Genomic DNA, 15,704 nt, shown 5'->3' with positions numbered 1-15,704 from the left:
CGTTTATCTATCATTCCTGCTGCTTTCAATGCTCAATCCGGGGCCTTCCCCCTGCCGAGGGGAAGGCAACTTTCAATGGACAGTCCCCAGTCCAGTCCCTTCGAGTGACAGTGCATCTTCCGGCTCATCTTTGATCTTGTTTGTAGGATCGATCCGCAACGAGCAGATTGCCGCGACCCCCAATAGTCCGGCCGAAATCAGGAATGGCAGTTCGTAGCTTCCTGTGCGTTGAATCAGGAAACCGAACAAAGCGGGCGATATCATTCCTGCCACCCCGAAGCCTGTGTTCATCATGCCGCCAGCGGTTCCTGCAAACTTTCCAGCAATGTCGAGTGGCAGGCTCCACAAGACGGCATTGGTCAGCTCAAGGAAGAAGAAGGACGCGGCGAGCAGGATCACGGCGGTCAATGGGCTATTGGTGTAGATCGCTGGCACGATGAATACCAGGGCACCGCCAAGTCCTGTAACAAGTAGTGCACATCTGGCCAGCTTAAGGTTTCCGGTCTTCTTATAGATGAAATCGGAGATCACGCCACCGAGGGTGTCACCGACTACGCCGGCGAGCAGCGGCAGCGCCGTGAACAATGCCAGCTGCTTTACATCAAATCCACGCGCATCCTTCAGGTAGGAAGGCAACCACGTCAGGAACACCCAGAGTGACCAGCCGTAGCAGAAATCCACGAACGTTACCAACCACATGCATTTGACCATCTGCTTCCAGGGCGTTCTTCCTGCTGCAGCCTTCTTCAACTCGCTTGAATTGACGCCGATCTCAGTCAACTCAGCGGGCTTTACCCATTTGTGCTCCAGCGGAGTGTTACGGAACAGCCAAACATAGAGACTGGTCCAGACCAGGCTGACGACACCGAGAATCACGAACGACTCGCGCCAGCCGTACGCGGCAACAATGGCCATTACGATCGGCGGGGTGACGGCGCCGCCCAGGCGGGCGAAGCTATGCGTGATACCCTGGGCGAAGCCGCGTTCTGTGGCCGGCATCCAGTATGTGAAAGAGCGCGTTGCTGCCGGAAATGCGCCTCCCTCACCGATGCCGAGCAGGATCCGGAACATGATCAGCGATCCCAGGCCCCAGGAAAAACCGCAGAGAATCGTCGCAATCGCCCAAATGCTAGTGAGTATGGCCAACACCAGCCTCGGCCCGTACTTGTCGGCGAACCAACCGCCCAGGATTTGCATAGCGGCGTAGGGATAGGCAAAGGCTGAAAAGACGAGCCCCAGCTGAGTCGGCGTAAGTGCCATCTCATCTTTCAGGAACGGGGCGATAATTGAGATATTGACGCGGTCAATATAGGCGATGAAATACATCAGACACATCATCCCCAATATCATGTACCTGACTTTAAATAATCTTTTCATGTCTCTCTCACCATTTTAATTAAATATATTTATATGTATGGTCGAATCTATGCCGACTTTCACGCACTCTCAAGAACCATTGGCATTGAAACCACCACCAGCCTTGCAACGTCGTTCTTGTCCTTGCAAATTCCGCCTTCTTGATTCCCCCTTCTCGCTGATGTTCAATGTGAGCATCCGGATCTACGACGCCCACGAGTGCTGTCAACCTAATCTATTCAAGCCGTCGCACCAGGGTGTCCCGTTTTTTACGCTATCCTTCGCTGCGTACTCTCGAGAATGGAAAAGCGCGGATTTCGGGACTTGAATGTGTCCCGAAAAGCGATAAAGTCGATGCAGATGGGCAAGCATGAGTACTGCGGCCAGGAGACAGCATGACAAGATCCAACCAATCGAATGCCGCGGCAGTCCGCGCCTTTCGCGTGCTGGAGGCACTTGCGCAGGCAGGGCGACCGCTTTCCATGACGGACCTCGTCGAGGCGCTCGGATTACCCAAACAATCGGTGCACCGCATACTCGTGCAACTGACGGACGCATGGCTGGTGACGCGCGGCGCGGGCGACCGGCTCTATGAGTGCTCGCCGCGCGTGCGTGCCCTGGCGGTGAACGTTCTCATGCACGCGGGTCCCGCTGCGGCGCGCCACGCGTTGCTCGAACAACTTGTGGCAAAGATTGGCGAGACCTGCAATCTGACGATGCTCGCAGGAAACGACGTGGTGTACATCGACCGTGTCGAAACCGAATGGCCGTTGCGCCTGCATTTGCAACCAGGCTCGCATGTGCCGCTGCATTGCTCGGCAAGTGGCAAAGTCCTGCTTAGCTTCCTACCGAAGGAGAGGCGCGACCGTATGGTCGATACGTTGCCGCTACATGCCTACTCGGAGCGAACCATCGTCGATCGCGAGACGTTACGCAAGGAACTTGCCGCGACGCGCAGGCGCATGCTGGCCATCAACAATCAGGAGCACCTGCAGGGGCTCATCGCGATTGCGGTGCCGGTCATGCTGGATCGCAATCGTGCCTGTGCGGCGATCGCGGTACAGGCGCCGGTGGGCCGGCTCACGCTCGACGATCTATTGGCCTTCGTCCCTGATCTGCGCAAAGCTGCCGAGGAGACGGCAGAGACGTTCCGGGCATGATCGCCCGTGCTGTCCATGCCGCTTGGATACGGATGTTGCAGATCGCTATTTCGGCTAATGGCGACCTCTAATTATGCAAATGTGGGTGCCAGCCAGGATAGATGAAGGAAAAACGCTCTTCTCCTGCCGATGCTCGCGAGCGCTTTCAATGGAGATCTCCCTGACGCGCAGGTCGTGGCGTGAATGCGGATCGCAAGAATTCCCCTATTTTTCCCATCTTTCGCGAGGTCATGCGCATGGCTCTACCGAACTATCACCCTCTCCGTCCGCCCTGCCCGGCCAGCAATAGAATTTCGCCGACACCGGCTCGGCGTAGCCCGCGCTAGCCGAATTAATGATCCGCCGCGCCGCATTAGCGGAATCGTTGGACATGGACGGAAAAAGGCGTTGCTCTTGCACAACGGCCAAAAAGCGCCACTGAACGGCTGTTTCTCTATATAGATCAATGGTTTACATCCATGTGATCGCTAGCGGATATAGCGGTCACCGCTAGCGGAATTAACGATCCTCAACAGCTGCTGTACGAGCGCTTCCTGGCCGATCCGCAGCCGGCCTGGCGCTGGGTGATGGCGTCGCGCAAGAAGCTGGCGCGCGGCGCGCCCGCGTGGCGGCCGTTTGCCGGACCGCTTTCCCCGGTCAGCGCGCGCCACACCATGGTGATCCTCAATGGCCTGTTTGCCTGGCTGGTCGACGCGGGCTACCTGGCCGGCAACCCGCTCTCGCTGGCGCGCAGCCGGCGCGGCCAGTCCAAGCCGCGCGTCACGCGCTACCTGAGCCACGACATGTGGCAGGCGGTCAAGGACGCCATCGACGCCATGCCGGGCACGCTCGAACGTGCGACCGAGCGCGACCGCCTGCACGCGGCGCGCTGCCGCTGGCTCTTCACAGTGCTGTATCTCGGCGGCCTGCGGGCGGCCGAGGTGGCCGAGACCCGGATGGGCGCCTTCTTCTGCCGGCGCGACAGCCAGGGCCTGGAGCGTTGGTGGCTGGAGGTGACGGGCAAGGGCAACAAGACGCGGCTGGTGCCCGCCACGGACGAACTGATGGTGGAGCTGGCGCGCTATCGCGAGGCGTACGGCCTGCCGCCGATGCCATTGCCAGGCGAGGATCGCCCCATCGTGCTGCCGATCATTGGCAAGGAAAAACCCTTGTCGCGCGGCGCGCTGCACCTGGTGCTCAAGGAGATCTTCGCGCTGGCGGCCGCGCGCCTGCGCGCGCGCGGACCGGATTGGGAAAGCCGGGCCGCGGTGCTGGCCAGCGCCTCGGCGCACTGGCTGCGCCATACGGCGGGGTCGCATATGACCGACCAGCAGGTGGACCTGCGCTTTGTGCGGGACAATTTCGGGCATGCGTCCATCGCCACCACCAGTGCCTACCTGCACACGGAGGACGATGCGCGCCATGAGGCCACGCAGGAACGCCACCGGATCGGGTGGACGCGCGAAGTGTGATGGGCGCCGGTCTGGCCTGCATGCCTGCTTTGGTCAATGCCCCGCCCCGCCGCGGCGTGGGGGGCGAGGCGAATTGCGAGGGACTGCTACAATTGCGCGACGTTTTTAATGGCTGGGCATGATGGGCTTCGAACAACTGGCGGCACTGAAGGAACAACTGGCAAAGCAAGCCAAGGCCGCGCCACGGGCCAAGACGCGTCGCGCACCCCCGAAGGCTTCGCCCCGCCCAGCGAAGCCCGTTAATGAGCCCGCAAAGCCCGTTGATCCGGTGCTGCAAGCCATTGCGAAGCTGCAAAAGCGCTTCCCCAAAACCTTTCCGAAGAATCCTGCGCCCAAGGTGCCGCTCAAGATCGGCATCTTTGAGGATCTCGTCCCGCACGCGCAGGAACTTGGCCTGACGGAGCCGGCATTGCGCGATGCAATCCGGACCTGGTGCCGCGGCACCCGCTACTGGGCCTTTCTGGTCGAAGGCGCACCGCGCGTGGATCTGGCGGGTCAGGAGGCGGGACACGTGGCCCAGGCCGATGCGAAGCGGGCGCAGGGACTGCAAGCCCAACGTGCGGCGCGCGCGTTATCTCGCCCCGAAACCGCGTCGAAACCCAGCTGAACTGGGATAGGCGCCCGCCTTGTCGGCGCGGACGTCGGGCGACCACAGATTCCAGGGCTGCGTACACAAGCGTCGGCACGATGACGAACACACGCGAGCCCGCCCGGGTTCAACGCAAGGCCGTCGCCGACCACAGCGTCGTGGATGGTGACCGGCAGCAGATGCCGGGACACTGCTGGATCGGAGGGATGCCAAGCGCGAGCTATCCTCATATTTCTGCCAAGCCCTTATTAATTTGAGCCGGGATCAAAATGCTGGCGATTAATTGCGTTTTAGCCCCGGGCAGCCTAGTAATCCTCGTCATCCGTGGGCTGCGCACCAGCATTCACCGCGCGCGTTCGGTTCGCCGAGCAGGCCGGCATCCGGGCGATGACGAAGCGGCGAAGCTCTATCAATAGCATCGCGACCCACGACGAGGCGCTGTGCCAACTATTGGGCTCGGTTCGCGCCAATCCTGTATCGGGCAGCCAGGTATCTAGCAATCTGGTTACGGAAATTTCCGCCATGCGGTCTGTCTCAGCATCGGATGACTTGGTATGGCGCCGCCAACAGATTGATGTCGCAGGGTATTGAATCGTCGCCAAGATGCTGGACAACACAAATGGCGCAAGTTGCTGGGCGTTCGGCCGTCGTGATTGCGCCGTGATGGCGTTTTGCAGCGCATAACACGATTGGGGGATAGTCGGAATGGAGACTCATATCCATACTCGCCAACGGCAGTCAGGCTGCCTAACCGTGGTTTACTCCAAAGGCCACCCGGCCCTGTGGGGATCTTTACACGGCATAACAATTAAAAAGGCGGCAGCACGCCTTGATGAAGTCGCGAAAAAAACATCCGGCTAAACGCCGAAGCGAGAGGGGTCAAAATGAGAGGCATTTCCATTCGCGCTGCCGTCACTGGCCAAGCGCCACAGATTATTAGCATCCTCGAACAATGCGGGCTTGATGCTTCGGCACTCAATCTATTTGCAACCACATTCCATATCGCCATCACCGAATCCTTGATCGTCGGTTGTGCCGGCGTGGAGCGGCATGGTGACACTGCAATCATCGGGCCCGTTGCCGTGCTTGCCGATTACCGCGACCGTGGTATCGCTTCGTCTCTGGTGCAAGCTGCACTCATGCGCGCCCGAGCTGGAGGGTGTCGACAAGCAGTGATGTTAGCGATGCGCTTTGCGACTTACTTTAGTCGTCACGGGTTTACGTTGATGCCGCGCCGCGCGCTACCGGCAGAGGTACAAGCGTCACAGGCATATCAATGGCAGGCCAATCCGTCCGATGTCTGCATGAAATGCGACCTGATCTCCGGCTGACTTCCCGTCTTACGGTCACTTCCGACCCGCGTCGGGCCGGGGAGCGCCGTGATCAACGCATGGAGGCTCTATACGATCATCCCTGAAGAAGATGTCGGCGTTTTCCTCACGAGCCTGCTTGGCAATGGCAGGATACGTGTCCCGTTGCCAGCGCTCGATCGCCTCTAGGTCGCGCTGATATGCGCGCTGCAACGACTTCTGCGGCGTCAGGTTCAGATGCGCCAGCAATGAAATCAACGACTCGCTGATTGCCGTTAATCGCCCGTTGGGCGTTTTATCGCGGTGAAGCCACACCCTTATCCAGCAAGGCTTTGCAGTCCAAATTGGGCGATCTTTTCCGAATTCTGAAGTCGCCCCGTTAACCTGATTCCCGTGCTGGGCATCGGCTACGACGAGCTGGTGCGCTTTCCCGGCGACGTGTATGGCATCGCGTTCAATGTCGATGAAGGTGAGGTCGGCGTGGTGCTGCTCGACGACTACTGGCGGCAGCGGGCCGGCGACCAGGTCGAGCGCACGGGCCGCGTGATGGACGCGTGGACCTCACAGGGGGCGCCGTACTTACACTGACGGCGCGCGGTCTGGGAAGTACGATGTTTATACTGACAGCGCAAAAAGAGGCAAATTCGACACTTATACGGGCGGCGCCAGGTACTACATTGCGTCCGACCGCGCCCCCCTCTAAGGGCTTCAAATCCCGGTCGGGGACACTCTCCCCCAAATCCGGTTCCGCTCTCCCGAACCCCACACTTCCCCAGAGTGTGGGGATTTTGCTTCTCGGGAACCAGAATTTTCAGACACCCGACACGGGGGCGTGCCGGGAGAAAGCCTCGAAATGACACATATACCCAGAAGTAATAAAGAACGTGGCTTTTATGCACGCGACGTCAGCTGCTCGAGCGCGCGCTCGGTGCAGCTAGCCGTACTGCCCCGGCTGCTGGAGCAATCGGAGTGACAGCGAGGCGCGCCCTGCATCCATCAATGGATATCCCCCTACCGGCGTGCGATCAACTCCAGAGGTCCTCTGGTACTTGGTGCTGGTGCTGACCGCTCCCCAGGGCGCCCGATAGATTCTGGGGCTTATGGTGTTCTGCATGGAGACTAATGTGTATCACAATGGCCGGATGCGCTGCCTGTGGCCCAGAATCCGGCTATACACCGCGTGACACCCCCAACACCCGACACATCATATTGACCGGATAATGCTCTCGCTATTGCGTCATGAACGCGTACCGGGCAGCGATTCCCTGGCGAAGTACGCGGTTGAGGATTCAACAGGTCGATGCAACAGATTGATGGAATCGTCCAGCCGCCAACTCCTTGCGTGAGGTGAGGCGTACGGTCATCCGGGCCTGACTGCGAATCTGGTATGGCAACGCTACGGCTGCTGCAGCTTTTCGCCGATGTACTTTGCCGCGGTGAGAAGTCCCACGGCGGCGTGCTGCTCCAGCGCGTCTGCCGTGGCCGCGCTGGTCGCCAGGACGCAGGACAGCACCAGCAGCTCGGCGCCAGGCCGTCGGCGCAGCGGTACGCCAAGTGCCACCGTGTCCGGGCGCAAGACGTTGCGGCGCTTGACATAACCAAGCCGGGCAAATTCCTTGCGGAATACGTCAAATTCGTCGGCCTGCCGCGCCCAGCTTCCAGGCTCCGCATATTCGATCTCACGGATCGCGCGCTTGCGTTCGTCTGCCGTGGCTCCCACCAGCCAGGCCGTGCCGGCGGTGCTGGATACCAGCGGCAGCGTGAGGCCCGTGCCGGGCTTGCGCTTGAGCACGTCACGCGTGGTAATGTTTTCCAGCGCGACAATACGCAGATGGTCTCGAACGCCGATCGCCACAGAGCCGTCGATCAGGTCCACCAGCTCCTTCATGGGGCCCGCCGCCAGCCGGCGCAGTTGCAGCCCCGCTAGCAGCGGGTAGCCCAGGCAGAGAATGCTCATGCCCAATCCGAAATCGCCGCTGTCTGGATGGCGACGCAGGTAGCCGAGCCTGACCAGGGTATGGGTCAGCCTGGAAACCGTAGGCTTTGGCAGACCGGTACGCGCCGCGATCTCGGCATTGCCGAGTTCGGGGGAATCTGCGGAAAAGCACTGCAGGACGCGCAAGCCGCGCTCCAGGGTGCTGGCGAACTGCCGGTCTCCTGGCTCGCGCAGCACCGCCCGAGTCAGGTTCTGGGGCTTTCCGGCGCGGGCTGCTGCACTGCGGTCTCGCGGAACGACGCTTGCCATCGGTGGATACCTGGCGAAAGGGATTAGGGGGCAAGCCGACAGTGTGCCACTGTCCGGCTACTTAAAGATGAAATTCGACCTCGCTCAAGCGGTATCCAGGCGGTCGTTAAGGAACTCGGTAATCAGCCGGTTAACACGGGGGCCATGCTCGTGGATGACCCAGTGGCTTCCGTCCGGGATGCGCTCGATCCTCAGGTCTGGCGCGAATTGCCTGAGGCCATCAAGGCAGCCCGTCAGCAAAAAACGGTCCCGTTCGCCCCAGATCACCAGAGTGGGAACGCTGAGTGTCATAGCCGCGGAGTCGAACACAACGCCTCCGGCGCCGCTGTCGCCCAGCGCCGCAGGGTGGAGCGGCGAGGCGCGATAGTAGTCGAGACCTGCCCGTACGGAACCTGGGCGGGACCAGGAGTGCCGGTAGCTGGCTTGAGTTGGCGCGTCGAGCCATTTCGGTTGCTGTCCGTCTTCCGCAAACATGCCGAACAGATAAGCAAAGTCATTCGCGCAGATCTGCGCCAGCGCATCGTCGCCGATGAAGAAGTTCATGTAGGCGCTGGCAGCCTGCTGCGCCGGACTGTCCACCAGTTCGCGGCGGTAGATCGCCGGATGGACGCCATTGATCATCACCAGTCCATGCAAGCGGGCGGGGTTAGCCAGCGCAACGGCGCACGCGATGGCACCACCCCAGTCATGGCCGACCAGCACGCACTGGGGGTAGCCAAGGTGGTCGATCAAGGCAAGAATGTCGGCCACCATATGACCGGCTCGGTAGCCCTTCACATCTACCGGACCAGCGGACTCGTTGATGCCCCGCGTATCGAGCGCGACCGCATAGTAGTGAGGGCCAAAGGCCTCAAGCTGGTGGTGCCAGGCCTGCCAGTTCTCGGGAAAACCATGCACGAACAGCAGCAGCGGATGGCCTGGCTCGCCGCAGCTTGCATAGTGCATATCGAAGCCGTTGAGCATGACATGGTGATGACGGATATCCGCGTGCATGACTGGGATCCTCTACTCAGTTCCAGGAGAAGTCGGCCGGCGGATCTTCCGCGCTGGTGCTGCCGATCGGCAGGCCGAGCAAGTCTTCGGCGCTGCTAAGCAGGATCTGGCGCGAGACGATCGAGCGCATCTGCTCGGCGCGCTGGCGGCACAGCGCTGCCTTCAGCGCGCGCGCAGCCACCACTTCCGGGATGACCGGATCCGCCAGCGCAAGCAGGTCGATGACATGCAGCGCGAGCTGGGTATCGCCTTCTGCCTGCAGCCTGCGGGCCTCATCGAGCACGTGACCCGGGTTGCCCAGGGCGGACAGCACGGCGTTCGCCGCCTCGGCAGGCCGGGCCGGGTGCAGGTGGGTGGGATTGCGATCCCACCAGCCGTTCTCCATGCGCCAGATTTCCCGGACGATGTACTCGGGGTCGCCATAGATCGGCCGCATCCATTTGTGACCAAACAGCGCCTCGGGGTACACCATGTCGTGCAGGATCTCGCGCTCGTTCATGCCGGCGTTCATGCGCTCTACCACCGCATCGCGCAAGTACCGCAGCGCGCGGATGGGCACTTGGAACGCGTCATGGATCTCCTGCGGATCGGTAATCGGGTCGCCAAACTCGGGGAGAACCTGTGTCGGGTTCAGTGCATAGAGGCGCTCCAGCGTGTTTGCCCAGCGCAGCGGGTCGCGGATGGTACGCAGCGGCGTGCCAACGTTGGGAATGCTGCGGATCATCGAGGCACCGCCATAGAGGAAGCGCGACTCGGGCAGCCACACCGCAAGCGCGTCGTCCGTTTCGGACGGTGCGGCGATCAGCTCAATGCGGCGGTCGCCACCGTCGATCACCATGCGGCTGTCGAAAGTCTGGTCCGGCATCGGGTAGCTGTCGGCCGATGCAGGCCGCAGGGTTTTGCGGAACTGGCGGCTGTTCAGCCAGGCCTGCAACTGCGCGGTTTCCGTATAGCGCCGGTAGCGCGCCGGCACGCCGGCCTGAGCGATCAGCGTGGGCTGGGGCTCGCCGCGTTCCGCCGCGTGTTCCTGCCACAGCCTGGCACCCGCGTTGTAGCCGCTGTGGCCATGGCTGTAGACAATGGCCAGAACCGGCGCCGCGGACAACTCGCGCAAGCGCGTGATCATGGCGCGCGTCACGCCACCGCCGGGGCCGGCGTCGACGATCACCACGCCGCGCGCCGTCTCGATGGCCAGGGAATTTCCCTGTCCGCCAAGCGTATGGACACCAGGGATCAGGTTCGTAAAGTACTCGCTGCGCACTAGCACGCCCAGGCCGGTATTCGGCTTGACGCGTTCTTCAATGGCTTGCGTGGTATTGGCTTGCATCTGGGTGACTCCGCGTTGTTGGAGGCGCGCTGGCGCGCCCCGGTCGATTGCCCGACCAGATCGGGCAGATTTATCGTGCCGGTCTACTGCCATGCATAGCCGGCATCGCCGCGCGCACGTTCGGCGGCGCCGACGGGACGGTCGAGCAATTCGTCGGCGGCGCTGAGATAGAGGTGGCGCGACACCACCGAAGTCATACGCTGGGCCCGGCCTTCGCACAGTGCCGCCTTCAACTCGCGCGCCTGTTTCGATACCGGGTCGCCGTCATCATCGCTGGCGAGCAGGTCGATGACATGCAGGGCCAGTTGCAGCTCGCCTGCCGCCTGCAACTCACGGGCGCGTGCCAGTACCCGCTCCGGGTTGGCCAGTGCTCGCCGGACGGCCGCAGCCGCCTTTGCGGGCGCGGCCGGATGGAGGTCCGTCGGATTGCGGTTCCACCAGCCGTTCTCAGAGCGCCAGATGTCATGCATGATGTACGCTGCGCAGCCATACGTTGGCTTCATGAAGCGGCTGCCGAACAGTTCGTCTGGCAGCGGTACATCGTTGATGATGTCGTTCTCGCTCATGCCGGCATTCATCCTGGCCACTACTTCCCGGCGTAAGTAGCGCAGCGCGCGTGCCGGTACAGTCAGGGCCTCATGGATCTCCGCCGCATCCGTCACTGGCATGCCGAACTCGGGGATCAGCACCGCCGGCGCTAGCTCGGCGAATCGCTCCAGCGTCTGCGCCCAGCGCATTGGATCGCGATAGATGCGGTACGGCGAACCGACATTCGGGCAGGTCTTGATGAAAGCGTTAGAGCCGTAGAGCGTGCGTGTATCGGGTATCCACACCGCCGTGCCATCGTCAGTCTCCGAGGGCGCGTGCATCAACACCACATGCCGCTCGGTGCCCGTCAGGGCCAGCCGGTCCTGATAAGTCAGCGTAGGCATCTGGAACCAGTGCGCTGGCGGCGTGGCGGGATAGTCGCTGCGAAATTGCCGGACATTGGTATAGGCCTGCAAGCCGCCAGTCTCGCGATAGCGCCGGTAGCGCGCCGGCAGGTTGGCATGCGCGACCAGTTGCGGGGTCGGGTCGCCCCGCCTGGCGGCTTCGGCCAGCCATTGCCGCACGCCGTTGTTGTAGCCCATATGGCCGTGACTGTAGACGATATAGGCCACTGGCTTATCCAGGCTGGCGCGCAATTGCGCAATCATGGCGTCGGTAATGCCGCCGCCGGGGCCGGCATCCACTAGCAGTAGCGTGGCGCCAAGGTCGACCACGACTGAGTTGCCCTGGCCGCCAAGCGTGTACATGCCATCGGCATGGCGCGACAGCGCCTGCTTGACCATCAGGATGTTGCTTGTTTCCATTGTCTTCCTCCTGGGAGCGGTGCCGTGCCTGGCACCGGAATTCGAGATGCCTTTATTCCGGGCGGTAGCCGCTGGTGCGCACGATGTCGCCCCATCGCTTGTAATCGCTCGCCACTTGCCGGCCAAAGCGAGCAGCATCCATCGCGCTGGCCGGTTCGGCCCCCAGTGTATTGAGGCGCTCCATGACCTCCGGTGTGTTCAGCAGCTTGACGAGTTCGGTGTTGAGGCGTTTCACCACGGCGTCAGGCGTCTTGGCCGGCGCGAACGCGCCCATCCATCCATCGCTGGAAATCTCGGGGTAACCGAGTTCCGCGAACGTGGGCACGTCGGGCAGCAACCTGGTGCGGGTAGCGGAGGTCACCGCATAGGCGCGCAGCTTGCCGGCCTTCACCATAGGCAGCACAGTGGCTTGCCCATCGAAGATCAACTGGACCTGGCCACCGACCACGTCGCCGATGGCTGGTGCCGAACCCTTGTAGCCCACATGCAGTAAGTCGATCTTTTCATGCCGGTTGAGCAACAGGCCGGCAAAATGGCTCCAGGTTCCCGGGCTGAAGGAGGCATACGAAACGGTATTGGGATGGGCGCGCGCATAGGCCACCACCTCCTTGACGTTGCGCGCCGGGAAGGCCGCGTTGCCCGCAAAGACCAGCGGGCCATTGGCTAGCGCAGCCACGGGCACCAGATCGCGCAGCGGATCGTAGCGGACTGTCGTGTAGTGCGGAACCACCACCACCGGCGCCTGGATGGTCACCAGCACCGTATAGCCATCGGGGTCGGCGCGCACGACCGATTCCGCGGCGAGGGCGCCCGATGCGCCTGGCTTGTTGTCTATGACAACGGCCTGCCCTAGCGATTTGCTGAGCTTCTCACCCAACGCCCGCGCCAGTAGGTCGGTGCTGCCACCCGGCGGAAATGGAACCACCAGGCGTACTGGCCGGCTAGGCCATGGCGTCTGCGCTGCCACAGGCTGGGCGATCAGGCACATTGCGGTTGCCGCGATCATGGCCAAGCGGGGTCGACGTCCGAAACTGCTCATGCCGGTCTCCTTAGGAGGCGCCGTTGCGCGCCGTTGTTCTTTAGTTCACTGTTTAGCGGGGATGTCCGGGAAGCCATCGTAGAAGGCCGGAGGTTCGCTATGTGAAATGATTTCGCATATCGAAACACTGGCTACTCCAACACGATGCCTGCACGCTTGATGACGGCGGACCATTTGGCTACCTCGCCGCCGATAAAGTCAGCAAAGGCCTCACTCGATCCGCTCTCCGGCTGGAGCCCGAGATTGACGAGACGCTCTTTGTTGCCGGGATCCGCCAGAACGGCATTGACGTCGCGGTTGAGTTGCTGGACGACAGCCGGCGGCGTGCCCGCCGGTGCGAGCAGGCCGAACCAGCCATAGCCTATGACCGTCGGATAACCGAGTTCGGAAAAGGTCCGGGCTTCCGGATAGATCGGTGAGCGTTGTTCAGAGGCGATTGCAATCACGCGCAGCCTGCCCGCCTTGATAAAGGGAAGAGCGCTGGTGATGGCCGTGAGCGTGGCGTCAACCCGGCCGGCGAGCAGTTCGGTGTAGGCCGTGGCATCCCCGCGATACTGCGCGTTCAGTATTTTGAAGCCGGCTGCGTTGGCAAGGAGTTCGGATGTCAGATGCGGGGCAGCCCCGACGCCGGTACCGGCGAAGGTCACACCATCCTTTTTCTCGCGGGCAAAGCTGACGAAATCGGCCAGGTTGCGAATGGGCGATGCCGCGTTGACGATCAGGAACAGCGGCGCCACCACACGCGGCCCGATGGCGATGAAGTTCTTGCGGATGTCGTAGTGCCCCTTGATCCCGGCCGCTTCGTTGATGGCGAATGGCGCGGCTGCATACAGCAGCGTGTAGCCGCCAGGCTGCGCCCCGGCGACCATCTCATTGGCGACCCGGGTGGCGGCTCCTGGCTTGTTCTCGACTACGAACTGCTGGCCATACTTCTTGCCCAGGCCTTCCGCGATGATGCGCGCGGAGATGTCGTTGGAGCCGCCGGGGCCATAGGGGGAAACCATCCGGACCGGCTTGGACGGGTAAGTCTGGGCACTGGCGACGCCTGGCAGCGTGAGGCAGGCAGCCAGGGCCGCGGTGGCGATCGATCGAAACGTCATTGTCTCCTCCTTGTTTTCTGGCAAGCGCGTGGCAAGCCGTTGGAAGTGTGAGAGACAGCTTAGGAGCGTAGTGGCGTGGCACGGTGAATGATTTCGCATATCGAAACATCGTCGAGGGCCCGGTGTTTCGGATAGCGAAATGTTGACCGTCTGGATTCGACAGGCGCCGTAGGATCGTCCGACCCGTGGGGGCGTGGGGGGGGAAAGTGCCGCCATTGCCCAAGCAGCGGGATCAGAAAAAACCGACAGGAGACAATGATGACGATGTCCATTGGCAAATTGCTTGCCGCCCCGGTGGCCTGCCTGATGCTCGCGCCCATGGCCCACGCCGATCCCTATCCCAGCAAGCCGATCCGGCTGATTGTGCCCTTTCCTGCTGGAGGCGGTACTGACACAGTAGCCCGCATGATGGCCGAGCGGCTGCAGCAATCGCTCAAGCAGACGGTGGTGGTGGAGAACCGCGCCGGGGCGGGCGGCACCATCGGCACCAGCTATGCGGCGCAAGCCGAGCCCGATGGCTACACCATCGTGCTCGGCATTTCGGCGACCATGGTGATGGCGCCGTTTCTCTATCCCAATGCCGCGTACACGGCCAACCAGCGCTTTGCCGCGCTGGGACAGATCGGGACGGCGACCAACATGTTGGTGGTCAATCCCGCGTTTCCCGCACACAACCTGAAGGAACTGGTTGCGGCCGCCAAGGCCAGGCCCGGGCAGATCAATTACGGCTCCTGGGGACTGGGCTCGGGCGGGCATTTGTGCGCGGAAATCCTGATGCGCGCGAAGGGCATCACTATGACGCACGTGCCCTACAAAGGCGCGGCCCCCGAACTGGCCGACGTGCTCGGCGGCACCATCATGGTCGCCATGGTGGACTCCACGACATCCGCGCCATATGTCCAGGCTGGCAAGCTGCGCGCGCTGGCCGCCTGCACGGAGCGGTCATCCAACCTGCCCGATGTGCCCGGCCTGAAAGACGAAGGCGTGAGCTTCGACAGCAGCTTCTGGTACGGCCTGTTCGCCCCGGCGGGCACGCCCGCACCTGTCCTGAGCCGCCTGCGAGAAGAAGTGGGCCAGATCCTCAAGCAGCCCGCCGTGGCGGCGCGCCTGAAGGATCTGGGCATCCAGGCCACCAACCTGTCGCCGGCGCAGTTCGAGGAGGTGGTGCGCCGCGACTATGCCGGCTGGGGCAAGCTGATTCGGGAGGCGGGCATCAAGGCCGAGTGAGTTGTTGTGAAGCGTGTGCCGGGCCGCCCGTGCTTCGCTTGCGCCGGGCGGATCAGGCCGTTGCCAGCCTGTCGGACGCGTTGCCGCCGCCGATCACCACGGCGTCCAGCGCGAGCGCACCCCCGCCCAGCGGCAGGACGATGAACGGATTGACGTCGACGCTGACCACGGCGTCACGATTTGCCCACGCGAAGCGGGAGAGTGCCGCCAGTGCGCTCGCCAGCGCGGACACGTCGGCTGGCGGCTGGCCCCGCATGCCCGCCAGCACCCGCCGTCCGCGGATCTCGTCGATCATCGCATGCGCATCCCGCTCGTCAAAGGGCGCCATGCGGAAGGCGACATCCGGCATGGCTTCCACGAGCACGCCGCCCAAGCCGAACATGACCACCGGGCCATAGACGGGATCGCGCTGCACCCCCAGGATGCATTCCACGCCACCCTTGATCATCGGTGCGACCAGTAAGCCATCGAGCCTAGCCGCAATACTGTTAACAAATTCGAATTTGTGTTAACTTTCAAGCCTCTGCAACAACAAGAAGAGCTTGAAGGATGGCA

14 protein-coding genes and 2 pseudogenes are annotated in these 15,704 nt (G+C 62.3%); 6 read left to right on the top strand and 10 right to left on the bottom strand.

Annotated features, from left to right (window positions below; genetic code table 11):
* Positions 1 to 72 precede the first annotated feature (72 nt).
* A complete protein-coding gene (locus tag ACGLHR_RS38725; RefSeq protein ID WP_400100767.1) occupies positions 73 to 1,377 on the bottom strand; it encodes an MFS transporter in 1,305 nt (434 codons plus the stop codon).
* 374 nt (positions 1,378 to 1,751) lie between these two features.
* Between ACGLHR_RS38725 and ACGLHR_RS38720 the strand changes: the two genes are divergently transcribed.
* From ACGLHR_RS38720 to ACGLHR_RS38710, 3 genes and pseudogenes are all read left to right on the top strand, one after another.
* Positions 1,752 to 2,516, top strand: a complete 765-nt coding sequence (locus ACGLHR_RS38720; protein ID WP_400100765.1) for an IclR family transcriptional regulator — start codon at positions 1,752 to 1,754, stop codon at positions 2,514 to 2,516.
* Positions 2,517 to 3,031: 515 nt separating this feature from the next.
* Positions 3,032 to 3,967: pseudogene (locus ACGLHR_RS38715) on the top strand (tyrosine-type recombinase/integrase); the annotation flags it as partial.
* 118 nt (positions 3,968 to 4,085) lie between these two features.
* On the top strand, positions 4,086 to 4,574 hold the full coding sequence (locus ACGLHR_RS38710; RefSeq protein WP_400100764.1) for a ProQ/FinO family protein: 489 nt from the start codon (positions 4,086 to 4,088) through the stop codon (positions 4,572 to 4,574).
* 287 nt (positions 4,575 to 4,861) lie between these two features.
* On the opposite strand, the gene ACGLHR_RS38705 is transcribed toward ACGLHR_RS38710, so the two are convergent.
* Positions 4,862 to 5,080, bottom strand: a complete 219-nt coding sequence (locus ACGLHR_RS38705; protein WP_400100762.1) for a hypothetical protein — start codon at positions 5,078 to 5,080, stop codon at positions 4,862 to 4,864.
* A gap of 360 nt (positions 5,081 to 5,440) precedes the next feature.
* On the opposite strand from ACGLHR_RS38705, the gene ACGLHR_RS38700 reads away from it, so the two are divergent.
* Positions 5,441 to 5,887: a GNAT family N-acetyltransferase gene (locus ACGLHR_RS38700; protein ID WP_267602041.1), complete on the top strand. Its 447-nt coding sequence runs from the start codon at positions 5,441 to 5,443 to the stop codon at positions 5,885 to 5,887.
* Positions 5,888 to 5,962: 75 nt separating this feature from the next.
* On the opposite strand, the pseudogene ACGLHR_RS38695 reads toward ACGLHR_RS38700, so the two are convergent.
* Positions 5,963 to 6,118: pseudogene (locus ACGLHR_RS38695) on the bottom strand (IS630 family transposase); the annotation flags it as partial.
* A 141-nt stretch (positions 6,119 to 6,259) separates the two neighbouring features.
* On the opposite strand from ACGLHR_RS38695, the gene ACGLHR_RS38690 reads away from it, so the two are divergent.
* Positions 6,260 to 6,454 (top strand): hypothetical protein, encoded by a 195-nt coding sequence (locus ACGLHR_RS38690; protein WP_400100760.1) that lies wholly within the window; start codon positions 6,260 to 6,262, stop codon positions 6,452 to 6,454.
* A gap of 808 nt (positions 6,455 to 7,262) precedes the next feature.
* Here ACGLHR_RS38690 and ACGLHR_RS38685 read toward each other — a convergent pair.
* The 6 genes from ACGLHR_RS38685 to ACGLHR_RS38660 all read right to left on the bottom strand — a co-directional run bounded on the left by ACGLHR_RS38685 (position 7,263) and on the right by ACGLHR_RS38660 (position 13,922).
* A complete protein-coding gene (locus ACGLHR_RS38685; protein WP_400100759.1) occupies positions 7,263 to 8,111 on the bottom strand; it encodes an IclR family transcriptional regulator in 849 nt (282 codons plus the stop codon).
* Positions 8,112 to 8,195: 84 nt separating this feature from the next.
* Positions 8,196 to 9,104 (bottom strand): alpha/beta fold hydrolase, encoded by a 909-nt coding sequence (locus ACGLHR_RS38680; protein WP_400100756.1) that lies wholly within the window; start codon positions 9,102 to 9,104, stop codon positions 8,196 to 8,198.
* A 16-nt stretch (positions 9,105 to 9,120) separates the two neighbouring features.
* The gene (locus ACGLHR_RS38675) at positions 9,121 to 10,431 is read right to left on the bottom strand and encodes an alkyl sulfatase dimerization domain-containing protein (protein ID WP_400100754.1); all 1,311 of its coding nucleotides are present in this window, start codon (positions 10,429 to 10,431) and stop codon (positions 9,121 to 9,123) included.
* Positions 10,432 to 10,514: 83 nt separating this feature from the next.
* The gene (locus tag ACGLHR_RS38670) at positions 10,515 to 11,783 is read right to left on the bottom strand and encodes an alkyl sulfatase dimerization domain-containing protein (protein WP_400100753.1); all 1,269 of its coding nucleotides are present in this window, start codon (positions 11,781 to 11,783) and stop codon (positions 10,515 to 10,517) included.
* A gap of 52 nt (positions 11,784 to 11,835) precedes the next feature.
* On the bottom strand, positions 11,836 to 12,822 hold the full coding sequence (locus tag ACGLHR_RS38665) for a Bug family tripartite tricarboxylate transporter substrate binding protein (protein WP_400100751.1): 987 nt from the start codon (positions 12,820 to 12,822) through the stop codon (positions 11,836 to 11,838).
* A gap of 131 nt (positions 12,823 to 12,953) precedes the next feature.
* Positions 12,954 to 13,922 carry a Bug family tripartite tricarboxylate transporter substrate binding protein gene (locus ACGLHR_RS38660; RefSeq protein ID WP_400100789.1) on the bottom strand — a complete coding sequence of 323 codons (969 nt, stop codon included), beginning with the start codon at positions 13,920 to 13,922 and terminating at the stop codon, positions 12,954 to 12,956.
* 264 nt (positions 13,923 to 14,186) lie between these two features.
* Between ACGLHR_RS38660 and ACGLHR_RS38655 the strand changes: the two genes are divergently transcribed.
* A complete protein-coding gene (locus tag ACGLHR_RS38655) occupies positions 14,187 to 15,149 on the top strand; it encodes a Bug family tripartite tricarboxylate transporter substrate binding protein (RefSeq protein WP_400100749.1) in 963 nt (320 codons plus the stop codon).
* 52 nt (positions 15,150 to 15,201) lie between these two features.
* On the opposite strand, the gene ACGLHR_RS38650 is transcribed toward ACGLHR_RS38655, so the two are convergent.
* Positions 15,202 to 15,633, bottom strand: coding sequence for an acetate--CoA ligase family protein (locus ACGLHR_RS38650; RefSeq protein WP_400100788.1), 432 nt, complete (start codon positions 15,631 to 15,633; stop codon positions 15,202 to 15,204).
* Positions 15,634 to 15,704: the final 71 nt, after the last annotated feature.

Origin of the sequence: Cupriavidus sp. CuC1 (assembly GCF_044627735.1) — a bacterium.
Lineage (GTDB): Bacteria > Pseudomonadota > Gammaproteobacteria > Burkholderiales > Burkholderiaceae > Cupriavidus > Cupriavidus ulmosensis.
This window is presented reverse-complemented; position numbering and strand designations above follow the sequence as displayed.